17 protein-coding genes, 1 tRNA gene and 1 pseudogene are annotated in these 23,617 nt (G+C 55.9%); 9 read left to right on the top strand and 10 right to left on the bottom strand.

Annotation, left to right across the window (positions count from 1 at the left end; genetic code table 11):
* The first annotated feature begins 96 nt into the window (after positions 1–96).
* Positions 97–1,098, top strand: a complete 1,002-nt coding sequence (artA, locus tag QYL91_RS00205; RefSeq protein WP_302081371.1) for an archaeosortase A — start codon at positions 97–99, stop codon at positions 1,096–1,098.
* Here the strand turns inward: artA and dph5 are convergent.
* Positions 1,095–1,856, bottom strand: coding sequence for a diphthine synthase (gene dph5, locus QYL91_RS00200; RefSeq protein ID WP_302081370.1), 762 nt, complete (start codon positions 1,854–1,856; stop codon positions 1,095–1,097). The genes artA and dph5 overlap by 4 nt on opposite strands.
* A gap of 75 nt (positions 1,857–1,931) precedes the next feature.
* On the opposite strand from dph5, the gene QYL91_RS00195 reads away from it, so the two are divergent.
* Both QYL91_RS00195 and QYL91_RS00190 read left to right on the top strand, forming a co-directional pair.
* A complete protein-coding gene (locus QYL91_RS00195; protein ID WP_302081369.1) occupies positions 1,932–2,915 on the top strand; it encodes a class I SAM-dependent methyltransferase in 984 nt (327 codons plus the stop codon).
* A gap of 81 nt (positions 2,916–2,996) precedes the next feature.
* A tRNA-Thr gene (locus QYL91_RS00190) sits at positions 2,997–3,071 on the top strand.
* A 132-nt stretch (positions 3,072–3,203) separates the two neighbouring features.
* On the opposite strand, the gene QYL91_RS00185 is transcribed toward QYL91_RS00190, so the two are convergent.
* Positions 3,204–3,674, bottom strand: coding sequence for an HNH endonuclease family protein (locus tag QYL91_RS00185; protein ID WP_302082883.1), 471 nt, complete (start codon positions 3,672–3,674; stop codon positions 3,204–3,206).
* A gap of 492 nt (positions 3,675–4,166) precedes the next feature.
* Between QYL91_RS00185 and QYL91_RS00180 the strand changes: the two genes are divergently transcribed.
* Positions 4,167–6,518: a hypothetical protein gene (locus QYL91_RS00180; protein ID WP_302081368.1), complete on the top strand. Its 2,352-nt coding sequence runs from the start codon at positions 4,167–4,169 to the stop codon at positions 6,516–6,518.
* 176 nt (positions 6,519–6,694) lie between these two features.
* Here the strand turns inward: QYL91_RS00180 and QYL91_RS00175 are convergent, their stop codons facing one another.
* Complete coding sequence (locus QYL91_RS00175; protein ID WP_302081367.1) at positions 6,695–7,342, bottom strand: TVP38/TMEM64 family protein; 648 nt, start codon at positions 7,340–7,342, stop codon at positions 6,695–6,697.
* A 259-nt stretch (positions 7,343–7,601) separates the two neighbouring features.
* Here QYL91_RS00175 and QYL91_RS00170 point away from each other — a divergent pair, with 259 nt between their 5' ends.
* Positions 7,602–8,480: a carbohydrate deacetylase gene (locus QYL91_RS00170; protein WP_302081366.1), complete on the top strand. Its 879-nt coding sequence runs from the start codon at positions 7,602–7,604 to the stop codon at positions 8,478–8,480.
* A gap of 175 nt (positions 8,481–8,655) precedes the next feature.
* A pseudogene (locus tag QYL91_RS00165) lies at positions 8,656–8,993 on the top strand (ISH6 family transposase); the annotation flags it as partial.
* 192 nt (positions 8,994–9,185) lie between these two features.
* On the opposite strand, the gene QYL91_RS00160 reads toward QYL91_RS00165, so the two are convergent.
* Complete coding sequence (locus tag QYL91_RS00160) at positions 9,186–9,953, bottom strand: FkbM family methyltransferase (protein WP_302081365.1); 768 nt, start codon at positions 9,951–9,953, stop codon at positions 9,186–9,188.
* Between the two features lie 726 nt (positions 9,954–10,679).
* Here QYL91_RS00160 and QYL91_RS00155 point away from each other — a divergent pair.
* The gene (locus tag QYL91_RS00155) at positions 10,680–11,444 is read left to right on the top strand and encodes a class I SAM-dependent methyltransferase (protein ID WP_302081364.1); all 765 of its coding nucleotides are present in this window, start codon (positions 10,680–10,682) and stop codon (positions 11,442–11,444) included.
* A gap of 203 nt (positions 11,445–11,647) precedes the next feature.
* Positions 11,648–12,533, top strand: a protein-coding gene (locus QYL91_RS00150; protein WP_302081363.1) for an IS1595 family transposase whose coding sequence is annotated in 2 segments (ribosomal slippage) — positions 11,648–12,111 and positions 12,110–12,533 — 888 coding nt in all. Because the reading frame shifts where the segments join, the coding sequence is not laid out codon by codon here.
* Between the two features lie 154 nt (positions 12,534–12,687).
* Here the strand turns inward: QYL91_RS00150 and QYL91_RS00145 are convergent.
* The 4 genes from QYL91_RS00145 to QYL91_RS00130 all read right to left on the bottom strand — a co-directional run bounded on the left by QYL91_RS00145 (position 12,688) and on the right by QYL91_RS00130 (position 20,679).
* Positions 12,688–13,419 (bottom strand): glycosyltransferase, encoded by a 732-nt coding sequence (locus QYL91_RS00145; protein ID WP_302081362.1) that lies wholly within the window; start codon positions 13,417–13,419, stop codon positions 12,688–12,690.
* Between the two features lie 888 nt (positions 13,420–14,307).
* A complete protein-coding gene (locus QYL91_RS00140) occupies positions 14,308–16,821 on the bottom strand; it encodes a phage/plasmid primase, P4 family (RefSeq protein WP_302081361.1) in 2,514 nt (837 codons plus the stop codon).
* A 935-nt stretch (positions 16,822–17,756) separates the two neighbouring features.
* Positions 17,757–18,470: a hypothetical protein gene (locus QYL91_RS00135; protein WP_302081360.1), complete on the bottom strand. Its 714-nt coding sequence runs from the start codon at positions 18,468–18,470 to the stop codon at positions 17,757–17,759.
* 769 nt (positions 18,471–19,239) lie between these two features.
* Positions 19,240–20,679 (bottom strand): tyrosine-type recombinase/integrase, encoded by a 1,440-nt coding sequence (locus tag QYL91_RS00130; RefSeq protein WP_302081359.1) that lies wholly within the window; start codon positions 20,677–20,679, stop codon positions 19,240–19,242.
* Between the two features lie 211 nt (positions 20,680–20,890).
* Here QYL91_RS00130 and QYL91_RS00125 point away from each other — a divergent pair, with 211 nt between their 5' ends.
* The gene (locus tag QYL91_RS00125) at positions 20,891–22,420 is read left to right on the top strand and encodes a cryptochrome/photolyase family protein (protein WP_302082882.1); all 1,530 of its coding nucleotides are present in this window, start codon (positions 20,891–20,893) and stop codon (positions 22,418–22,420) included.
* Position 22,421: 1 nt separating this feature from the next.
* Here the strand turns inward: QYL91_RS00125 and QYL91_RS00120 are convergent, their stop codons facing one another.
* On the bottom strand, positions 22,422–22,667 hold the full coding sequence (locus QYL91_RS00120; RefSeq protein ID WP_302081358.1) for a DUF7385 family protein: 246 nt from the start codon (positions 22,665–22,667) through the stop codon (positions 22,422–22,424).
* 31 nt (positions 22,668–22,698) lie between these two features.
* Entirely contained in the window at positions 22,699–23,562 is an 864-nt protein-coding gene (locus QYL91_RS00115) for a cytochrome c oxidase subunit 3 (RefSeq protein WP_302081357.1), read from the bottom strand.
* Positions 23,563–23,617: the final 55 nt, after the last annotated feature.

Here is a 23,617-nt window from a genome sequence, read left to right as displayed (position 1 = left end):
CCGGGTGGAGCATCTGCTGTGTCGCTCCCGGCGCTTCTGTGGCGGTCGTACCCGTAACGACAAGACATATATTTCGTATCGCCATACAGGCTGGCAGTGATACTCGACCAGCTCTGGGCGGGCCTCGACGCCTTTGGCGCGTATTCGACGCCGCTCGGGTGGATGGCTATCGGGCTCTTTCTGTTCGGGGCCATACTGGAGTACTACGACCGCGAGTACGCCCGACCGGCAGTCGCGCTCGCGTGGGGTATCTTCGGCGTCTTCTGGCTGTCGCTTGTCCACCACTTCATTTTCGTCCAGCGCAGCATCGTCGAGGGACTCGGCAGCCTCATCGCCATCCCGCTCGCAATTTATATTGGTGCGCTACTCTGGCGGGGCCGTGACTCGCTTTTCGTCCTCTCCCGAGCTATCGCCATCATGGGCGTGGTCTACTTTTCGGCCGTCTCCGTGCCGGTGGTCAATCAGCTGCTCATCGAGTCGGTGACCCGCCAGACCGAGTTCCTGATGCAGTTGCTCGGCTACTCCCCGCAGGTCGTCGACGGGACGACGCTCACGTACCCCGACGGGTCGACGGTCAACATCGCAAAGAAGAGCAATCCCTTCCGGAGTACCTTCGTCTTCGATACGTCTGACATCGGGTACATGGAACAGCCGGTGCTCACCTACACCATCGTGATGGCCTGTACTGGCATCGGGAGCATGGCGATTTTCATCGGCCTCATCCTGGCCGTCCGGGCGCCGGCCGAACGGAAACTCCGCGCGCTCGCGGTGTCGATTCCGGTTATCTACGTGTTGAACCTCTTCCGGAACGTCTTCATCGGGATTACGTTCGGGAACCAGATGACGAACTTCTTCCCCGACGTGGTCATGGCGGTGTTCTCGCTGGAGTCTCAGTGGCAGGTCTCCTACATCATTTCGGACCGAATCGTCGCACAGGGACTCTCCGTGGTCGCGCTCGTGGTCATCACGTGGCTCGTCGTGCGCGAACTCCCCGAAGTGCTGTCGATAATCGAGGACGTCCTCTACGTGCTCACCCGACAGGAGTACGACCTGCAGGACGCCCTCGGCTTTGTGCCGCCAGAGAGCGACCCCGCCTAGGTGTCGACCGGCGCGCCGGCGAGTTCTTCGAGTGCGTCCCGTTCGAGCGGGTGAAGGTCACCAGGGAGCACCAGCATGTGAAGTGGGTCCCCGAAAGACTGCTCGGCAAGGTCTGAGAGGTCGTCGGCGACGACAGTCGGGCCGTCGCTGCCGGCCTGAGCGACGACGACGCCGAGTGTGTCGAGCCCAGCCTCGCTGAGTAGGTCTGCGGCGTGGTCGCCGGTCATGTAGTCGTCGTTTTCCCGGTCGATGTCCAGGTAGACGAGCGTGTGGAGGTCCCGCTCGGTGTTGGCTTCGATGGTCTCGAGCACGCTCGCGGGGACGCCGTCGCCGCCGTGGGAGCGCTCGAAGGGGAGTGTGGTGGCTTTCCCAAAGCGGTAGTTCTGGAGCCCCGTGAGCGAACTGGCGGCGGTCTGTGCGGTGGTGCCGTGGACGACGCGCGTCTCGATACCGCGGTCGAGAGCGCGCAGGCGGAGGTCGACGTGTGTCGTCGAAATCATCGGGTCGCCGGCGGTGAGAAAGGCGGCGTGGCCGCTCTCGGCGGCGTCGAGAATCGGCTCGGGGTCCTGTTCGACGCCGGCGCGGTCCCGAACCGTGATGTCGATGTCGTGGGCCGATTCGACCTCGTCGATGGTCGCACCGGCGAGAAAACTGGTGTAGAACTCGGCGAACGCCTGGTCGGCGTCGTCGAGTGCGTCTTTTCCCTGGAGCGTAATCGAGCGCTCGTCGTAGAGTCCGAGCCCGATGAACGTCAGCATACTCGCCACTCGTGGGCGAGGCGAATAAACGCGCCGAACGTCAGGCTTACCGCACCCGGTCACAGACTCACTCGTATGTCGGTTCCGTGCGTTCGCGTCGAGCGAGAGGCGGGCGAACAGGCCCGCGCGTCGCTGGCCGAACTGGACATTGTCGACGACGCCCACGAAATCGTGGTCGAGGACGGGTGGCTGTACGTGCCCGTGACCGACGCCGACGCTGTGCCGGCGACATACGACGTGGTGCACCGCGAGATGCCCGAGCGGGAGACACAGACGATGCCCGCTGACCTGCTCGACTTTTCCCCGTCCTACGAGCGCCTCGGTGACATCGCAATCGTCGACGAGGACGACCCCGAGCGCGCGCAGGCACTTGCCGACGCGCTGATGGAGTCGGCCATCCCGGTCAAATCCGTCCTCAACCGTGCATCGAAGATTCAGGGGACAGAGCGGGTCCGGGACTGGGAGGTCCTCGCCGGGACCGAAACCGAGGCCGTCCACCGGGAGTACGGCTGTTCGTTTGCCCTCGACCTCGCGACGGTGTATTTCTCGCCGCGGCTGGCGACCGAACGCCACCGCGTCGTCGAGCAGGTCCGGGAGGGCGAGCACGTCTTCGATATGTTCGCGGGGGTCGGGCCTTTCGTCGTCCCGGCGGCAAAGCGCGGCGCGGCGGCCGTCGGCGTCGACATCAACGACGACGCTATCGAGTATCTCCGCGAGAACGCCGAGCGAAACGACGTGACCGAGCGCGTCACAGCCATCTGCGGGGACGTTCGAGCGGTCGCTGACGAGTACGAGGGCTGGGCCGAGCGACTCGTGATGAATCTGCCACACAGCGCCGACGAGTTTCTCGACACGGCCGTCGCGCTGGCCGGCGAGGAGTGTGTGATTCACTACTACGACATCCAGCACGAGGACGACCCGTACGGGCCCGGCGAGCGCGCGATTCGCGAGGCGGCAACGCCGGACTACGACGTGACCGTCGAGACGCGCCACACCGTCCGTTCGTACGCCCCACACGAACTGAACGTCGTGCTGGACGTGCGACTCAGCCGGAACTGAACCGGCCGTCCGGATTCGCAATCCTTATTGCGGTTATCGGTACAAGAAACAGGTGCGCACGGGAGACCGCTGACGCCGTCTGCCGGTGTAGCTCAGACTGGCTAGAGCGATTCCTTCGTAAGGAATAGGCCGAGGGTTCAAATCCCTCCACCGGCTTACATAAAAAGGGTTCAAATCCTTCTTGAGATTCTGCTATTTAAACGGCCGATTGTGAAATTGGCTGTTTCTGGCGGTGTCAAATCCGGAATAGACGAACGAGTGAGATCGACTGGCGGCCGACTCAGGTGGCTAGAACCACCAGATGTCGGCGGCGATGTCAGCGATTTCTCGTGACTGGTCCCGGATGTTGTCGAGCGACCACTCCGAATCGTAGTCGTTGGCGAGCTTCGCCGTCATCGCGTAATCGGGGTGGTTCTCGTAGTACTTGTCGCGCTTCTCGAGGTAGGGGTCGGTCCCTGCCTTGTAGTTCGCCGGGGCGTCGAGCAGCGTGAGATTCCCGATGCGGTCCCGCAGATGTTCGAACTCTTCCTCCGTGCCGTCGAGGCGGTGAGCCCAGCGGGCGTACTTGAGACAGCGGTACGCACCGCGCGGGGCAATGTGGTCTGGCTCTCCGAGTAGCGGGCCGCCGAACCCGTCATGGCGGGTCCGTGGAGGACGGAAATGCTCGTGCTCGAGCACCGCGAGGACGTAGCGACTCTTTTCGCCGCGTCCCCAGTCCGTCCGCTCGAACTCCTCTCTGAATGCCGCCTGGTTCGGCAGCTTCTCTTGCAGGATGTCCGCCGCGGCGTCGACGACGTCCGACTGGTTGAAGACTCGTGACCCCGTCGGCGCCGTGGAGCACCTTCAGGTACTGCCGGATCTCCTGGGGCGTCTTCTTGCCGCTCACTCGTGCTCGATGCTTTCGCAGACCCGGTGGGGTTCTTCCACAAACAACTCGACCGACGATCAGCAGTCGAGTGAACACGCCGACGTCCCTCAACACGGGTGCGAGGTTGTATCATATTGATTGGGATGCTGGAACAAAGTATTAGATTTTAACAAATTCACTGTCAGGTGGAGGAATCGGCTGTATCCGTTCGGTGGAACCGCACTAACAGCAGTCTCGAATTGAACGAAATAATCCAAATGGAAATTGCGATCCTGGAGTTGGAGAAGGCGACACGAAATCAACGCAGCGGTTGGCTACCGTATCGATGATCGGTAGTTTGAATGGCACCGGTATGCAACTCGGAAAGTAGTTCGTCTCAAACAATGGGAACCGATAGCTCGTTCCGAGTGCCGGCATTGCGAGAGCGTGTCCGCTCCCGTCGCACGCTCGGTCTCTTGTTGCTGATGGTCGTTCCGTTCGCGTTGAACTGGCGATTAGTACTGGCGGCGCCTCAGGATCAAGTTCACCTCTGCTGTGACTTTCCGATCTACCATTATCCGGCGTATCTTGAAGGTCAAGCGTGGCTGAGTTCGGGTACGTTCCCGCAGTGGTTCCCACCTGGGAACCTTGGTGGACAACATCTGGCTGCAGACCCGCTACGCGGGTTTCTGTATCCGCCGAACTGGCTCGTCTATGGCGTCGGAAGCCTCATCGGCCCCCAACTCTACCTCCGCGTCGTGTATGCTTTCCTCGTCGCCCACGTCGTCATCGGCGGAATTGCGACGGCACTGTTCGCGCGGTCGTTTGCCGACTTGGAATGGCGATTCGCCGTTCTTGCCGGACTAGCTTTCGAGACTGCGGGATATATTAATGTATACATCGTCGGTCCGCCACAAATTATCGGGTTTACGCTGGCGCCAGCAGTACTGTATGCATGGCATCGGAGCCTGAAACGCGATGACATACGGTTTACCGGCGTCACGGCAGTGTTGCTCGGATTCAGTCTGCTTGGGGGTTACCATTTCACCCCCGCGTTCGTCGTTGGACCGGCAATGATTGGGGTGTTGCTCTACCGCGACCCGCCGTGGAACACACCATGGCCGGTCCTGAAACGCCACTGGACCTGGATTGGCTTGACGGTGGTCCTGTCCCTGGGCCTGTTCGCCGTACAGGCGGTACCGTCCTATGTCGCCTATCAGAGTTCGTTTAGGACAAGCGTCGCCTCGCTCACGTGGAACAGCGCGTACAACTTCGGTTTCGAGTCGTTCTACCAGCTCCTGTTGCCGTCGATGGCTGGCGAGTACTGGATCGGATACGTTGGTTTGCTGCCGTTAGCGATGCTAGTGATTGCAGCATACCGACCGGATTTGCGTGACACTCCGATAACGTTCTCCCTGTTGATGGCACTACTGGGCCTCGGGCTGGCGACTGGGATCCAGACACTATTACAGCAGTGGGCATACTTCACCGTCCCCGGCCTTGGGCGCTGGCGGAGCATCCACCACTATTTCCTCTGGTTCGTCATCTTCGGCAGCGTCACGACTGGCGCAGTTGCGCAGCGAATCGACCGTGCTGTACCAGCCGAGGATCTGCTCAGACAACTCCGAAAAGCCATACCATTCCTTATCGCCCCGACAGCGCTGATCACGGTCTCATTGATGACCGTGCGAACTATCGTCGGAGGTGGGACGCTACGGGGGATACCGATCGAACTGACAGCGGTCGTGCATTCCTGGGTCGTGTTCACGTTCATGCTCGCCATTGTCGTCGCTGCGTTGTACACGTACGCCGGTGGCCGGGATGATCAATATATTCTGATCTTGGTCGCCGTGCTCCTGGTTGGTGCCGGACTCCACATTCCCTTAATGGAACAGCGCCATGACGCGTCGCCGGCAGCAATCTTTGAGCACAACAACGTAACTGAAACACTGTCGAACGCGACTGAAGAGTCACCACCGTCGCGAGTCATTTTCCACAGCCAGCTACCTTACCGTCATTACGCCGGGCCATACGAGTTTCACCCAGTCAGGAGCTACGACCCGCTCCCGCCACCGGAACAAAACCGGTTGGTGAGAATCATGCAAGCGCACCCCGACGCGTTCAACATCGAGTTCCGCGTCACGAACGAGCGCCTCAACCTTACCAACGACTCAGGCTGGCATCCATACGCACAGGTCAACTCTGAGGAGGGGTACTGGCAGAGAGATGAGCGAATATGGCGTCAGTCGGAGTCGTCGGTCTGGGTCTACCGGAATCCAGATGCCTTTAGCCGTGCGTTCGCAGTCGACCGAGTCGTGACTGCGCCGACAAAAGGATATCGTTCACAGTTGGAGACGATGGACGGTGTCGACCCACGACGGACTGCGGTCGTTGACCCAGGTGCCGTCCCCTCGTGGGTCCCACAGAATCAAAGTCTCGGGAACGGATCGGTAGACGTGGTCGGTTACTCACAAAATGAAGTCACTCTGCGGACAGACACTACAGGACCCACGTTCGTGCTCATTACCGACGCATATCACCCGTGGTGGACGGCTACAATCGATGGAGAAAAAACGACCATCGTCCGAGCAGACGCGCGCTTCAGAGGTGTATTTGTGCCTGCTGGCACGCATGAAGTGCGTTTGCAGTTCGACCGCACACCGTTCTATCTCGGTGGAATCTTGTCGCTTCTGGCATTACTCGGAGCCAGTGCACTGATTCTATACCCGCATCGAGAGGCTTTGCTTGGTCGCTAGTTCCGTAATCGTTGACGGGTCTACTCGTTTCTCGAGAAATGTCGTTACCGGCATTCATAGCCCGTGATATCGTCGGAAGACAAAGTCACAGCGCTCACTATCTGGGATACGAACGTGCCACCGCACCAACGGTAGTGATGATCCATTATCCGGAACAACATAGAACTCTTAGCGAACTACCGAATGTCTAACTCAGAAAAAACAGTCGGGAGGAGAATTAATATTGCTAGTAGACTGCCAGATATTAGGAACTCTGGTGGGAGCGTAGTTGACTGAAACGAGAGCGATTGCAAAGAGTTTCCCATGGTGACAAGAACCATTATTACCGGGAACCAGCCGATGGACGTGCCGGCCACGTAGGTACGGGCTGAAATATTCGAGAATCCCGATCCGTACGAGACGACATCACTAGGAACCACTGAGATCCGTGCAGCTACGATGCTTCGCAGCCCCCCGATTCGCGATACGATTGTCTCACTTTTTGCTGAAGCAATACCGATTACTCCAGAGGGCGTCTTGATGTGTCGTGCGACAACAAATGGAGGGATTGCAGAGATAATTGCACCCGTAAACGCCAAAATGAATGCGATCCGGATCGGGTATTTGAATCCAACGAAAACAATCAATATACTGAGTGGTAATCCAACGAAACTCCGGATCAAGAACGCCACCAGCAAGAGCAGGACGAGCATTGGGCTCATATAGGATAACTGAATTGAACTGAAAACAGACGTCGAGGAGATGGCTACAAGACCACACACAATCCCAGTAGTAATGATGTACAGCACAAGATGGTTCTTATCAACGACAGACCTCACCTCCATTGTCGAACTAGAATACACCAATATATATAGAATGTGCGGTATAAACTCGGGCGTCCTGTGTTGATAAACCTCAAGAGAAATACCTTCTCTGGGATAATCGAGTCGACGTGTGTGTGTGAACGTTTTGAATCAACAATGTGCCCTATAAGTGGGTAATGATTTAATAGGACTAGTCATAGTTATTGATTATGTGTAGGTCTGTGACTATTACTCAGAGGCAACGTTCCGGTCTCTCTGTATCCACCCCGAACTATCTGCGATGAGCGAAAATCAGCTCATCGTCAATGCAGACGACTTAGGTATGTCTGTTGGAATCAATAACGGGATTCGACGTTCGTATGACAATGGGATTCTCACGAGTACCTCTTTGATGATGGTCGGAGAGGCAGTCGATGATGCTATTACATGTCTTAACCAGCGACCTGGGTTGGGACGAGGCATCCATGTCGCCCTCACCGACGGCGAGCCGATTACTGACTCGGATGCTGTCGAAACACTCGTAACTGACGACGGCACCTTTTATTCAGATGGTTTCACTTTCTACACGAATTGGTTCAGGGGTCGAATCGATCCTACCCACGTTAGAAAAGAGGTGAACGCTCAGATAGCACTCGCGATGTCACGTTTGGATTCTGTCGATCACCTCAACTCACATATGCACATCCATATGATACCGAAAATATATGATATATTTGATAAATACGCGAAGGAATATGACATTCCTTATGTACGGTATAGCCACGAAAGACTACCGTTGACTACACGGGCTATCACGAGTGGCTATTTATTTCGAACAATTGCCAATCCTGGGATAATAAAGAAATTTGTCTTATCGATACTAGGTGCATTCACTCGTCGACGCTCCAGTATCGCCACGGACTCGTTTGCTGGTGTGGTTCATGTTGGTAATATGACTGAATCGGTTCTGACATCCCTTCTCGAAAGTAGTGCGTTCCCCTCGACAGAGCTCTGTGTTCATCCGGGTGAATATGAAGAAAATCGACAGACGTCACGAAAAGATCTGAATGCAGCGAGAGAGAACGATTTAAAGGGTCTCACGAGTGAGCGAGTCATCTCTCTCGCCGAGACAAACTTTGATCTTATTACGATTCGTGAGTTTGCTGAACGAAATGAATAGACATCTGGCACGGCGTGATGAATCGCCAAGTATCCCTCTCGCATCATCGGGGTCGCGTGGTTCTATCGGATCCGACTCGCTGAGTTTTTCGAGTCGCTGAGTTTTCGACTGAGACGTGCAGATGATACGTCACATCGTATCGGTTCTTCCTATTGCACGAATTGCTTTTGCTGTCCTACCCGACTGCGTCGCTCACTCAGATGCTGGTAGGGTCATTGCTGACCTCACAATGTTTCACTCCCAATCTGACGACCACTCGTCTCATTCTATCACACCTACGCTCGGCGAAGCCACCGCCGAAGGGTATCGTTCTCTGCTGGATCTGTCGGTCTGTGCTCACTGGAAGAACTGCTATTGATCTCGATGACACGACCCACTTACTGATGACGCGACGGTCGTCAGTGACCTTAACTAAGGTATTGTTACGGCCCGTCCCGAAGAACCACGTGATCACCAACTGGGTTCCGTTGCGATCTGCTGAGCTTGTACTACAACTTCTGGGATGACTGCGTATGCTTCTCGGATCACCCACCAAGGTTCACTCTGAAGTGATCACGAACTCCTCCATCTATCGATCAAAACAGCAATGCACTGTGACCGCTCAGCTGAACGTATCTGCGGCACACCTTGGACCGACTTCCGAAACGACCGAGTCGTTTGCATCGTATCTGAAACTCTGAATCTGGCAGAAATTGAAAGTGAGGACTAACGCTCACAACGAATATAATAGCCGCCCCACCAGTCTATCAAGTACTCAATATCGAAACCGTAACGCTCAATCAATTCCTCAACCTGTCCGGGGGATTCCTGATATCGATTACCCCGATCTCGGTATACATTACAATATAGCAACCGGCAGTTGCTGTGAGCAAGGACTTCGTGCAAGCCCTGCAAAGTTGGATACTCGTTTGCACAGACGTCAATCTTAATAACATCAGGCAAAGGAACTCCTTCATTGGCTACTAATGCGTCACCTGTGACCGTCGAGACCTTGGAACCGTTGTACTCATTGGACGCCTCGTACGAATCTTCGTCAACAAGAAATCCGTATGCTCCTGGGTCTTCACCCCCCAAAAACAAACCAACACCTTCGTTCGCAGAAAGAATTCGGGAATAAACCTCTACATCTAAATCATTTAATTGTGCGGTCTGTTCGATGTAGGCGACGTTTTGTTTTTGGGCGTCAATGGCGATGACTCGGCCTTCTGAAGCCGCTTTCGCGGCGAAATACGTGAATGTACCAAGATTAGCGCCGATATCCCAAAAAATATCGTCGGTCTGGAGCCTTTCGAGCAGGTCGGGAACGACTACTCTGTCCGTACAGCTCATTCCACAGATTTCACGATATTCTCGCGGATTTGTGATGCGGTATCTGATAGAAAATTCCCCAAATTCAACTGTATAAGGGTTGGAAATGCTTTTTAATTTCCACGATGGGAGAGGGTTCTCAATCAAACCTGTAACTTTTGTCATGTACGGATATAACCGGAACGTTATCGAAGGGATACCGAGCCTCTCTATTACAATCCGGATCCACGAAGATGAGTACGCCCGAAGCAATGAACATATAATATTTTTTCCTGAGAGCATTATCTTTTCGGAAAAAGTAAACAGATAGGAGTATATGTCTTTCGTTAGATGAAGTTACTGGCCAGCGGAGAAGTACGTGCTGGCTGGTAGAACGGGATTGAAACTATACTGTGGATCCAAACGTTTCAACTTCGGCCAGCGCCGTCTTCAGCAACTGTGGAGGTACTTGTAAAATATGATGGTGCGGTCAATAATTCGGACACCGCGACCAGGATGCAGTGGTTGTCACAATCGATCAGTTTCGGAGAACTGTTGGAGCCGACTTTACGTGCAATAGTTTGCATTCACGAGAGGTCGGCACGTCAACAGTCGGCCTCTCGTGAGGGATTGGATTTCTTGCAGCACTCACTGAGGACACTGTGACGCTATTTTCGAGTCAACGGATTCTTTCTTTTTAATTGACAGGCCAATGCTATACAGACAAACTGCGGGAATACGCCGCATTGTCGGTGTGTCCACACGCGAAAATATCCTTTCCGTTTTCTCCCATACAATCAGGCAACAGTAGTTACCGACCCACTCTGGCTCGACTACTTCTTTCTCGATGGGGTCGACCACACCAGCAGTATAAACAATAAAAAATTTGTATCCTTGGGGTATTTATACGATATGAAATCTTGGATCTATCGGGCAAATGAATTTCAGAAGACGGCTGGTTTCTACAAATTGTTCAAGAGAACGGTATATATTCTATACATCAGTCTTATTTGGATAGTATACGGAAGAACAATACGACCGTTCCTTCCCGAGACAGGGCAATACGTACAGTACAACGGCAGAGCGGTTTTTCCGGAGTCCTACGGAGATCGATTTATCCCCTGGTTTCCCGACAAGCCGAATTACGAGGAGAACTACGTCGCGTGCATCCAAGATTATATCGAGGAAGGTGAACGGGTAGTCGTCATCGGCGGTGGATGGGGTGTCTCTACTGTGGTTGCGGCCGAATCAGTCGGCAAAACCGGCGAAGTAATCGTTTTCGAGGGATCTGAGCAGTCCGTTCAGAGGGTAGAGCAAACGATACGCCTGAATGGCGTCGAGAACCGGGTAGCGGTCAACCACACGATCGTCGGCGAGAGAATTAGCCTGCGAGGCAATGAAGGTGGGGCAGCAATTAAAGCTCCCGAAGAGTTACCAGAGTGTGATGTCCTATTAATTGACTCTGACGGTGCTGAGCTTTCCATCCTGAGGAAAATCGAAATACGTCCTGACCTGATCATCGCCGAACACCACGCTGTCTGTGACGAAAGTGGGGTTGCGATTGAGTATCAACCGGACACTATGATAGGCCTATTCACACAACTTGGCTATACAGTTCGTGACCAACGTACCAAGGATGATCACTTGTGTTACGTTGCCATGCGGTCTAACGGGTAACATCAGATAGCTAAGTCATCACAGTACAGGACCGTGCGGAAGTTCGACAATGGATCACACTTTACAGTGATCCATTCGCACCCTATGGCGGCTACGAGGCTGGCGAAGTTGTCCCCGCTGTGGCGTGGGACCACCCAACGGACTTTCGCTCATCTGTAGTGGTGGATACTTTCTCATGACTGGAGTTCGTAGTCTGCTACAGCATGGTCAGCAGAGAGAGCGTCAGCGAGGTGTTTCTGCCTGACAAAGAGGACTGTTTGGAGTACCTGCGTGATCACCGGTGGCCGAACGGGGTGACGTGTCCGCACTCTCGCAGTGCGGACACGATCAAGAAGGGAACGACCAGAAAGGGTGCGCAACGCTACCAATGTAAGAACTGTAATAGTATCTTTAACGATCTCACTGAGACTATCTTTGCGGAACATCAGCTTTCTGTCCCTGAAATGTTTCACATCATCAGCAAAATGGAAGGACACACAACCAACGACATCTTTCAAGAAATCGATCGGACGTACAAGACAGTCTTGGACTTCGTGCATGAAGTCCAAGACGCTCTGGAGGAAGACCCCGAATTTGACCTTTACGGGGTCTGTGAGGCTGACGAAGTCTACGTCGTTGCGGGTGAGAAAGGCACCAAGCATGCGAGTCCGCGCGAGCGCGGACTCAAAAAAGGGACGCGGAACCTTCGAGTCAGACAAACCGCCAGTCGTGACACTCGTCCGTCGCTCCGACGGACGAGTTCGGTTTCTCGTTCGTGAGAATCTCGAAGACGTAGACGAAGACATCGTTGAATACGGCGATGAAGACGATCCAGCGATCCTCTGCACAGATCAGTACACCATCTACGATGGAATCGACGAGTACGACGAGATTGATGGCCATCTCGCCATCAATCACGACGACCACTACGTGGTCGGAGATGCTCACACGAACAGCTGTGAGAACCGCCACAGTTTCCTTCGCAACTGGTTGCGAAGGTTCCGAGGTGTCTCAAAACACCACTTACAGGGCTATCTGAACTTCCTCAGCCTCACACTCAACACAGACCAGTGGTTCGAGAAAATCCTAAGTACTGACTTCTACAGATGAGCGACGGACTTTTTTGCCACGGGGTTTCTCTGTCGTACGGTGAGCATTCAAAACCGCTCGGGCCTCTGTATCGACGGGGACAGTATGCTGAGCCTCTGAATCTGGGAATTCGGCATACTGCGGTCGTGCCTACTTACGTTTCTTGTTCTATAAATTACAAATAACGCTGCACTAATATAGATACGGTATCGTAGAGCATCTCTCCGATCGTTCTGACACTGAGGCTGGTATTACCAGAGTAATCTAGCGAAATGGGGGCCTCACTGATATGGAAACCCTGCTCTTGGGCGATGATGAGAAGTTCGACGCTGAAAGCAAGTCCTTTGACGGTTAGCTTCGGAAGACACACCTCAAGCGCACGCCGATTAAACAATTTCATTCCCGTCTGGGGGTCGCGGACATCCAGCGAAAACAGTATCTGTATTATCAGGGCATATCCACGGCTCAAAATTGTCCGCAACAGCGTATATTCTACGTCTGACTCAGTGTGACGTTTGGAGCCGACGACGATATCGGCATTTTCTCGATCACGTATACTTATGAATGCGTCGAGACGGTGGGGGTCTAACTCCAGATCGGCATCCAACAGCAATATAGAATCGTATGAAGACTCCCTGAATCCGTGTTGAAAAGCTGTTGCTTTCCCGGAGCTTTCCGAATTCCGTAACACTTTGATATTATTTCTCTCTGAGGAGAGTCGCTCAGCGATTTTGCCGGTGCGGTCGGTACTCCCATCGTCGACAATAATAATCTCAAACTCCTCGAATCTCGACGTAAGATAGTCCAGTGTCAGATTAACCATTTCTTCAATGATTGATTCTTCATTGAATGCTGGTAGTATTACAGAGAGTGACTCATCGTATCGAACGGTGCTATCGTCTTTCATCGATCATGTCCTCCTAGATTTATAAGTCGTATGTCGTCCCGTCGCTGCAGTTCTTCACTCTCTTTGCGGCTCTCGTAGATATATGAGATAGTTCCACCACCCTTGTATAGCGATGGGTTTCCGATTTGAACTTCCCACCCTATCAGCTTGACTGTCTCACGGAACTGCTGTTCGAGGTACTCAAATCCAAGCGTTACACCCTCTCCAATATCGAATGTAATATTTTGGTTTGGAATCGTCTTTCGTTGGATGGGGCAATCTGCGTGGCCAGGCGGAGGGATGATGACATCTTTACTATTACAGGAGTTTGTTTTTGTAATATCGGTGATGTCACAGCGGTATGATGCCGAACGTTTTTCCGTGTTTCCACAGAAGTGAGGTAGATAAAATTTCACCCTGTTGAATCATACAGGATTGGAAAGGTGTCTCCCTCCAGAAGGGCCTGTCACGTTAGGGTTCGTTGCAACCAACGGTTTGGAATTACGGCGGAGTGCTGGTCCCTGTTTTCATATTGACGTCGGGGAGAGCTTTCAGCAGCTATTGGAACCATTACTCCGACTTGATCTCCTGCCACAACAGGAGGCTGCTCATTGCGTCTCGGCCCGATAACCACCTGCAAGTTTTTGCGTCAGGTACACTCGACCCTTCGATAGTGGTGATAACTTCAAGAGAGAATATGTAGTCGATGTAGTCGGGTGTTTTTCGAACCTTCTGTTCTATAGTTAACCTAGTGTCTCGTCTATCTAAACCAGCCGCTCGACGCGACTTTCGCGAAGTGCCCGACTACATCGACTACATACATCGAAATAGAACAGCAAGCTGTGTTTTACCCCAGGAAATCCTGTAGTCAGGGTCTATAGGTGTAGTCAGGGGAAAATGTTGTAGGATCTACCCTAGCTGTTGCTGGCCGCTCCTGCGTTCCGGCGTATTGTCGACGTCTGGGGCGTCCTCGGTGAACCCGAGCGACTTATATCCGCGCGCCGGCGTGCCGGTCCCGCCGGGGCGGACACGCTTCGCGTAATCGAGGTCCTCGTTCTTCAGTTCGGCCGTGAGCTTCTGCTGGCTCGCCGGCCGCTCGCCGTTCTCTCGACACCACGCGGCGTAGACCCGGTGGACATCACCGGTCGACACGTTCTCAGCGTCGGAATCTCGCTCGACACACTTGGAAATAAACTTGTCGACGGAGTCGCCCCAGGCCTGCCAGCGCTCGCGCTTTGCCTGTGCGTACTGTTCCTCGCCGGTGAAGTGACTCTGGTCCAGCAACCGAGACCACCCATCGATGGCCCAGTTGAGCACGCCGGACAGTACGTCTGGGTCGGTGAAGCACTCCCGTAGGTCGGGATCGCGCTGGCTCGGGGGATAGTGGTTCGGGAACTCCACGAGAAGCCAGCGGCGCCAGAACGCCTCGTCGTCGTCAGGGACGTTAACGTCCGGCACTTCGTTCGCCGCATACAGATGCTTACCTGTGGCGTCGAACTCGAACCCGTCCTCGTAGAGCCGACGGGCACGGACGCGGTCGCCACCGACCAGTTTCTTGAACATCCCGATCCCTTGACCGAGTTTGCGCGCAGAGAGATCGTCGTCGATGTTCGCGAGCGCACCGTAGAAGTCAGCCACGGCATCCTTCTCGTTGGCGAGGGTCTGGAGTTCGATAGATGATGTATTCTCGCGCCCAAGTAGCGACCGGACCACGTGGAGAAACGTTCCTTTCCCGTTCGCACCAGAGCCTACGAGTAGCAGCGCGCGGTGGAGCGGCATCGCGCCGACGTGGAGACAGTAACCGACGTACTCTTGGAGCGCGTCAGCGCGTCCGTCCTCGGACCACTCGTTGACGTAGTCGGCCCACTCGTCATAATCCGCGCTCGGATTGTACTCCACGGGCACCCGCGTAAGCGCGTAGTCGTCGGGCTTCAGTTCCCGGAGCGCGTCCTCGCCGACGCCATCCGCAGCGGCGTCAAGATACACGAGGCCGTTCTCGACGGCGATGGTCCCCGGCGCCAGGCCGAACTCGTTGGCTCCGACTTCAACGCGAGGGTCACTCCGTGCTTGTGCTTTCAGTTCGGTGAGCACGTTCTGGCCGTAGTTCATGCTCCCGAGTGCGCGCCGGGCGGCGTGGCGAAGCGCCCGCTCGCCTTCCGGCTTCCACACGCCATCATCGTAAGCCCATAGTGAGCCGTTGTCCCGGCGAACGCGGACGTGGAACTCGTCGGTGTGTTCCAGCAGATCCCACACGCAGGCCGCCTTCTCGCGGTCGGTAAGGTCCGACACGTCTTCGTCTTCACCGAGCCCAGCCCACGCCGCCACTTCCGCCGGCGTGAGCGTGACGTTCATCCCGTTGATCTCGCTCCTGTCGCGATCGATAACTTCGCCGGGTTCGTTCGGCCGACTTGCGTTCTCGTTGCTGTGATCATCGGGATCATAGAACTCGCTCCGGCCCGAGAGCGTCTTGTCGATAGTACGCTTGCGGTAGTCGTCGCGGTCCCACTTCTCCCGGTAGAGATCTGACCGCCGAAACAGCCGATTGATTCGCTGCCGATCGCCCCCGGACCAGAACGCGAGGAGCCCACAAAGTGCGAGATCGGCCTCGCTGTGGCTCGGGTAGTCGGAGATGTCCCCGCTCCACAGTAGCGTGAACTTCTCGCCGTTCTCGGCGTTCTTGGCCTTGTTGAGCAGCTCGTCGTCGGAGAGTTCACTCGCGGCGTTAGAGGGGCCCATATCCCTGATATCAACCCTATGATTCACGTCCGGTGAATCGGATTGCACACCACCGTCATCGGGGGGTTTTGGTTCTTCCACACCTGGCTCATCGTCGATGATATAGTCCGCGTGGACGGTCGTGATGTAGTCCCCCACCCGCCGGACATCCGCGGGCGTCTTGTCGAGCGCGTGGCCAGTCACGGTGAGATACCGACCCGTTTCGTACATCTCCAGGTGACCCTCGGCGCCGTCGACATCATTCCGGGTCCCGCCGTCGGGCACGTCACCGAGTCCGAACAGCCTGAGGCCGGTGCCGGACGGGGACACCTCGGCGTAGGTCGGGACGGTGTCGAGTACATCCTCGGCCCACTGCTCGAGGGAGCCTGTGTCTTGGTCTCGGCAGTCATCGAGGTCGAACCCGACCACGTCCTCCCCGTCGTGGACAACGAATCCAACCCCGTCTGTATTGGTCCTAGTCCGGTCATGGTAGGCGACGGCGTCGGAGAATGACGTCCACGTATCCTGGTCGGTGGACTTGGCGAACTCGCCGGTGTTCGGGTCAACCGGTACTTTCGTCCACTCATCTCGATCTGTGTCGAACCGATAGCGCCAGGCGACCCATTGGCACCGGTCAGCGAGTGTATCGGGGACAGGTTCCGGATCGAACGGAAGGGGGTCCGGGCGTGGCGGCGGTTCGTTAGTCATACGTTCCACCCCAGTTCCCGGACCTGCTCGTCGTAGTTGGCAGAGACGAAGTCGAAGATATGATCGGTCGACTGTACGAGCGTTGACCGAATACAGGAGAGACAATCGTAATTGCTCCGGACGCCAGAATTACTCCAATGACCACCATCCAACGGCGTCCCCTCCAGGAACATGTGGACAGTAGCATAATCACCCATGAGCTATCTCTTCGGCTGCGTGCATGGCCGCATACACGTCGCGCCAGCTATAGTGGTCGTGGCTAAACCCACCTGTTCGTTCACAGACTTCCAGCCCTCCATCCATCTCAATCACTCTCCACCGTGATCAATAAGTGCCAACAGTTCCTCTGCGACCCATGAAGCGGGGAGATCCGATTTAGCTATCGTTTCAAGTGCCTCCCGGCTTTCCCGCAACGATTGCTGGCTGGAATCCGAAAGAGACCGGGATTTATTTTCTTGGGTAGCTTTGTTAGACATGTTTCACCTATGAAATGGTGGAACGGTGACGGACCGCCGGATCAAGACTTTGGAAGGGACTGATCCGGTGGCCCGGTTCTTTCAGGCGTTTACCTCCACAGGTTCAGGTTCATACTGATCAACCATCTTTTGAAGCAAATCATCGTAATGTTCACCGGCTCGTTTACAGGCCTTCACTTTCCTTCTAGTGTCCTTTGACACCGGAATGGTCGTTTCCGATTTAGACGACATCGGTATTCTTGACATTGGCACTGTCAATGATAAAGCAGCATCACGCTGGTTTTCGGGGGGGTTGCAGTAACAGCCTGTTCTATCGCAATCCGCAGTTCCTGACTGGCAAAAGGGTCGGGAAAGCAGGGAAATCGAAAATCTCCTCTGAAGAATTCTCACACTTGATAGAATCTCCAAATGCTACAAGGTTCATTAGATGGCTACAGCTATGGGGGCCAGGGACGCTGATTAATCCTGATTCACGTTCCCATCTTTTACCAGCGCATCCAGGTTGTCGTGGCCACTGGATTCATCGCTAGCGTGCTGTGCTGAATTCCCCTCGTAGTGCAGCCCCAGCCGGATTTCGCGTCGATACCCCTGAACAGCCTGCACCATCTTATCAGCAAATACATCCACCGACTGGCCTTCATCGGTGTAGATGGTGGTTTCTTGATCCCCATCAATCAGCTTCCGAATCAGATCCGTTTCCATCACATCCAGAACCGCTATCTTCAGGGCCTGTCTGTCGTTCATGCACTTGTCCCGGTATTCCAGAAACGTCCCCTTCACCGCTTCCCGCTGCTGATCATTCATCACTTCCAGCAGGCGTTCAGCCGTCATGTGAAGCCCGTGTTTCATCGCATTAGCGTTCCCATCCGGCGGGGCTGCATCCGGGTTCCCGAGATTTCCTTCAGCGTTCGAATTTCCTGGCGGGCCAGATCTGCCCGACTTCCCACCAGGATTCCCTTCTGGCGCACCGTGGCCGTCCGGAACGTCCCCATCAGGCCCGTGCAGGTAGCAGTGATCATCCGGATCAGACACCGAGTTCTGGCACGGCTCCCCTGTGGTCGTATCCTGCCAGCCGCATATGGCTGAATTCGTTTCCGTAGTGGCCATCTGTCCCTTAGTTCGTGTTTTGTTTCCATACACTTCTAAACCACCGCTGAAACTGGATGAAGTCACATCTTCGAGATCTACATCAGGGCGGGATCAGCCGTTGCCCACGGGCTACCCTACATCCGAAACCGTGGGGTAACTGCTGCTGGCCAGGTCCTTAATCGGGCCACAGAACCGTAGATAAATTGGTCATGGACAAAGAATCTAAACCCACATACTTGATTCCCTGGGGGTGATCAGTAAGACAGATTTGAACTGCCTGTTGCAATCTAAGTCCCGTCACCCGTAGAAATTGCTGCCGGTGGAGGCAGTCCTGTGTTTCTGATAAAGAACATAGCCCTATGTCGAATGTGGGCCGGAATGTTATCATATCTGGCTGCCCCCACGAATCGATACTGGGTGATGCGGGGCAGCCCTTCATCCGATGTCTGTGGATCCTTCAGTCCGGGTGTGCCGTCCCAGAACTGTTTTCCGGAAGCCCAATACAGGGTCAGCTTCCACAGTTCACTGGATCGTTCCCCAGCCCGACGCTGATCCACTGCATCCCGAACGTCGGCTGGATCCATCGAAGCCAGATCACACGGGATCCCCATCGGTTTCCCCAGGTACTGGCGGGTCGACACGCGGCTGTCGCCGTCCCTGATCAGCCACCGATCATCCCGCTTCCGAACCCGACGCACGTCTACGATCTTCCCCTGCTACTGGTTCCAGTAGTTCGATAGGGATTCTTGTGATCCCACCCAGTTCACCCCGAACAGGAGCAAGTGTAGTCCAGGTATTTCTATGACTGTTATAGCACGAATCTATTATTATATCGACTACATCTACGAACGGCTTAATCTGTCACACGTTCCAGTAGAGCCTGTTTGACTTCAGGATCATCAAGCAGGCTATCTAACTCTTGAATCTTCTCCTGCGTGTCATCGTCCTCTGGATCTGATTCTGCATAAGAATGTTTCAGGTCATTGTCAACCGTCGTTTCAAGCGATTCAGCCGCTTCCTGGTCGATAGCGAACCCGCACCGCATACAGAAAGCCGCATGTGGTTCGTTCAGTTCGTCACACCGAGGGCACTGAACGATAGCCGGTTCTTGCTCATCTTCGTCTGGTTCGTACAGTCCGTGCATCTGATCGTAGGCGTTGTCGATGTCGCGCCCGCTCAGGTGGACGTACTTCGCGGGAACGTCTGACCCTTGCACCCACCCGAACCACTCACAAAGTTGCGCTTCAGTCATTTCGGTGGCAAGGTACGATGCTCGGGAATGCCGATAGTGGTGTGGATTCGAGGGCTTGTCGATTCCAGCCCGATCCATCGTTGCCGCAAGGATTTTCTCTCGAAGATAGCGGTAGCCGAGTTTCATATCCGACGTGAGGGTTGCGTCAGAATCGAATTGCCGCAGCCACTTATCGGCCGTTGTGACGTTGACGCTCACTATGTCCGCAAGCTCTTCGGCCGAGTAATCTACTAAGTCGGTGCCCGTCTCAATGCCGGCGTCGTTCAGTTTGTCCGCTCGGGACGGACCGATCCCGTGCACGTCACATATGTCGTCAACATCGTGCGGGTTCAGGTGCTCGGTTGGACCACCTTGCTGGATCTTGCACCACAAGGGGGCATCTTTCTCGGGGTTCGGGTGCTTGTTCAGCCAACTGTTCAGGTACGGGACGGACTCGACAAGCGGGAGCCGGCGGGCACCCGTCTTCCCGTTGATCACGACTTTCTTGCCATGCTGCCGGTCCTCAATATCCCCTACGGTTAGGTCGATCAGCTCACCGATCCGGGCACCCGTCTCATACAGCAACCAAATAAACGCCTTGTCCCGAGGATTCTTCGCGGCGTCGGCTTGTGCTCGAATGTCGTCTTTCGTGAGCAAGTCCTTCGGAAGCGTATCACCGTTGCCGTTGCCGTTGCTCAGCTTGATCCACTTCACCTCTTCCGGCGTTTCGTCCTGTTCGGCGTCCTTCAGCCAACTCCAAAATGCCTTGATCACCGACTTGTAGGTATCAATCGTTTCGTCGGTGTAATCCTGTTCGTGCACCCACGTCACCAGCCCCTTGACGCCCCGCTTGTCCATTTCATCAAAGGGCTTCTCGGCTTGCTCAGCAATCTTCTTGAGCCGTTGCGTGTTCCGCAACAGCGTTGCTTCACTCAGTCCGTCGAGCACTCGGTCTTGCTTGTAATTGAGGATCAGGTCTTTGTTCCGGTCGAGAATGTCGTCGGACGCTTCGATATTTTCGCTTGCTCTCTCAAGCTCACGGGCAAAGTCGGCTATCGGCATACCCCTACTACAGTCTACAGGTCAAAGAAGGTTTTGAACCCTTGTTCAGTAAGCCCTCCACCGGCTTTCTGCTGTGAACGAACGCCGGTAGCGATTGCTCCAGCGTGGACCCCAAATCGCAGGTGTTCCTGTTCAGTCGACACCCAGAGACCAACCACTTTGGCACAGCGGCTATACCCGGTCCGGCACAACAGTCCCACAGGTGATTGCACTGACTGTCCTCGTTCTCGGCGACCAGTTGTCGCCCCGCCACGGCCCACTCGCCACCCGTCCAGACGACCCGGTGTTGCTCGTCGAGTCGACGGCCTTCGCCGAGCGACTCCCCTACCACCCTCACAAACTGACGCTCGTGTTCAGCGCGATGCGACACTTCCGGGACCGCCTCCGTGAGCAGGGCCGGACCGTCCACTACGTCCAGAGTGAGACGTTCCGGGATGGGTTCGAACAGTACGCCGCCGACCATCCGGACGCGACACTTCACTGTCTCCGCCCGTCGACACACGGGAGCGCCGACGGCCTTCGCGAGGCCGCAACCGGGGCGGGCCTCGACATCGAGTTCGTCGACAACGACCTCTTCATGTGCGACGCCGAGACGTTCGACGAGTGGGCGAGCGACCGCGAGGGATACCGCCACGAAGACTTCTATCGGTTCATGCGCCGCAAGACGGGCTACCTGATGGCCGACGGCGAACCCGTCGGTGGCGAGTGGAACTACGACGACCAGAACCGGGAGACGCCGCCCGACGACTGGGAGGCACCGCCGGTCCCGTCGTTCGAACCCGACGAGACGACACGCGACGTCGAGCGGTGGGTCACAGAGCGGTTCGACGGCGGATACGACAGTCCCCCCTACGGTGGCTCGTGGGCTGACCCGGAAGAGTTTCGCTGGCCGGTCACCCGCCGGCAGGCCGTGCGAGCGCTCGATGATTTCGTCTCGAATCGCCTCCCGACCTTCGGCGACTATCAGGACGCGATGCTCGACTCGGAGTGGGCGCTGTCCCACAGCCTCCTCTCGACGTCGCTGAACCTCGGGATTCTCCACCCGAGGGAGGTCATCGAGCGCGCTATCGAGGCCTACCACGACGGACACGCCCCGCTGAACTGCGTCGAAGGGTTCGTTCGGCAGGTACTGGGGTGGCGGGAGTTTCTCCGGCACGTCTACCGCCGCGAGATGCCAGAACTTGCGACTGCCAACGCCCTCGAAGCGACCGAGGACCTCCCCGAATTTTACTGGACCGGCGAGACGGAGATGGCCTGCCTTTCCGATGTCGTTGACGGCGTCCGCACGCGGGGTTACTCACACCACATCGAGCGGCTGATGCTCCTCTCGAATTTCGCCCTCCTCTACGGCGTCGAACCCGCCCAGCTCAACCGGTGGTTCCACGCCGGCTACGTCGACGCCTTCCACTGGGTGACGACGCCGAACGTCGTCGAGATGGGGCTGTACGCCGGGGACCTCTTCGCGACGAAACCCTACGCCGCGTCGGCCAACTACGTCGACAAGATGAGCGATTACTGTGGCGACTGTCCGTACTACAAGACGAAGACCACTGGCGAGGGGGCCTGTCCGTTCAACACCCTCTACTGGGACTTTCTGGACCGCAACGAGGAGCGCTTGCGGTCGAACCACCGGATGGGACTGGTCTACAGCCACCTCGATAACAAGAGCGAAGGGGAACTGACAGCGATTCGCGAGCAGGCTGGAGACCTTCGCGAGCGGGCACGACAGGGCGACCTGTAGCTCAGTGTGTCAGGAGGAGGAACTTCTCGTCGGTACGGGCCAGACAGAAGGCCGTCCCCGGGTCGCCAAACGAGTTGGTCCGCTTTTCCGAGACGAACAATCGCTCGAATGGCTCACCACAGGCCGGGCAGGCGAATTTCTCGTCGGGGTTGGCGAGCTGTTTGGTCTCGCGGTCGTCCCGGAGCAACTTCAGTCCGTGCCGGTAGTCGTGCATGTCGAACCCATCGGAGATATCGAGCTGTTCCATACGTAGCCGAGAAAACCGTGGCTGCGAGCGTTCAGACGCCGATTTCGGCACCGACGTAGAGGATGACGACGAGGAACACCCAGACGACGTCGACGAAGTGCCAGTACATCGAGACGGTGCTGACAGAGGTGTGCTTGTCCGAGGAGTAGTGGCCGTAGAGGCCGCGGAAGAAGATAACTGCAATCAGAATCGCGCCCAGCGAGACGTGCAGGCCGTGCAGGCCGGTCAGTCCGTAGAACGCCGAGCCGAAAGCGCCGGTTTCGAGACTAAAGCCCTCGTGGACGAGGAACTCGTAGTACTCCAGGGCCTGTCCGCCGAGGAAGATAATTCCCAGCAGGAGCGTGACGCCGAGCAGGCGCACGAACCGTTTGTGGTTGTCCTTCAGCAACGACGTGTGGGCAAAGTGCAGCGTGATACTGCTCAGGATGAGTATCGAGGTGTTGATGAGGATGAGACTCGACAGCAGGTGGGGCATGTTCACCGGGTCCCAGGCACCGGTCCGGATGAAAAAGAAGTATACGAAGCCAGCACCGAAGGTTGCGATTTCGCTACCCAGGAAACACAGCATCGCGAGTTTCAGTGTGCCCGAGCCGTACCCTTCCGTTCCGTGCTCCCAGAAGTTGACGATGAAGGCGTGATACAGCCAGCCGTACAGGCCAAGCAGGAACGCGCCCGTGCTGACGACGATTGCGACGGGGCCAGCGACGGGGCTGACGATGTCGTTCTGTCCGTTGCCCATGATAAAGAGCGCGATGCCGACGTAGATTCCGCTGGCACCGAGCGCGGCGACGAAGGGCCACCAACTGGCCTCACCGAAGCCACGAGGCCAGTCCTCGACGGCGGGCAGGTGGTGTCCCCCGTGGTCGTCTGACGAATCTTCCTTTGCGAGACTCATATCACCGTGTTACTGGCCGACTACCAAAAACCCTCCCAACTGTGCCCGCCCGTTC

The sequence above is a fragment of the Salinibaculum rarum genome, assembly GCF_030505615.1.
GTDB lineage: Archaea > Halobacteriota > Halobacteria > Halobacteriales > Haloarculaceae > Salinibaculum > Salinibaculum rarum.
The sequence above is the reverse complement of the archived record's forward strand: the minus strand, read 5'-3'. Positions and strand labels throughout refer to the sequence as shown.

Excerpts from the sequence above, each read along its gene's own strand:
- dph5 (WP_302081370.1), bottom strand. The coding sequence starts at position 1,856 with ATGCTGACGTTCATCGGGCTCGGACTCTACGACGAGCGCTCGATTACG.
- QYL91_RS00195 (WP_302081369.1), top strand. The coding sequence starts at position 1,932 with ATGTCGGTTCCGTGCGTTCGCGTCGAGCGAGAGGCGGGCGAACAGGCC.
- QYL91_RS00180 (WP_302081368.1), top strand. The coding sequence starts at position 4,167 with ATGGGAACCGATAGCTCGTTCCGAGTGCCGGCATTGCGAGAGCGTGTC.
- QYL91_RS00175 (WP_302081367.1), bottom strand. The coding sequence starts at position 7,342 with ATGGAGGTGAGGTCTGTCGTTGATAAGAACCATCTTGTGCTGTACATC.
- QYL91_RS00170 (WP_302081366.1), top strand. The coding sequence starts at position 7,602 with ATGAGCGAAAATCAGCTCATCGTCAATGCAGACGACTTAGGTATGTCT.
- QYL91_RS00160 (WP_302081365.1), bottom strand. The coding sequence starts at position 9,953 with ATGACAAAAGTTACAGGTTTGATTGAGAACCCTCTCCCATCGTGGAAA.
- QYL91_RS00155 (WP_302081364.1), top strand. The coding sequence starts at position 10,680 with ATGAAATCTTGGATCTATCGGGCAAATGAATTTCAGAAGACGGCTGGT.
- QYL91_RS00145 (WP_302081362.1), bottom strand. The coding sequence starts at position 13,419 with ATGAAAGACGATAGCACCGTTCGATACGATGAGTCACTCTCTGTAATA.
- QYL91_RS00140 (WP_302081361.1), bottom strand. The coding sequence starts at position 16,821 with ATGACTAACGAACCGCCGCCACGCCCGGACCCCCTTCCGTTCGATCCG.
- QYL91_RS00130 (WP_302081359.1), bottom strand. The coding sequence starts at position 20,679 with ATGCCGATAGCCGACTTTGCCCGTGAGCTTGAGAGAGCAAGCGAAAAT.
- QYL91_RS00120 (WP_302081358.1), bottom strand. The coding sequence starts at position 22,667 with ATGGAACAGCTCGATATCTCCGATGGGTTCGACATGCACGACTACCGG.
- QYL91_RS00115 (WP_302081357.1), bottom strand. The coding sequence starts at position 23,562 with ATGAGTCTCGCAAAGGAAGATTCGTCAGACGACCACGGGGGACACCAC.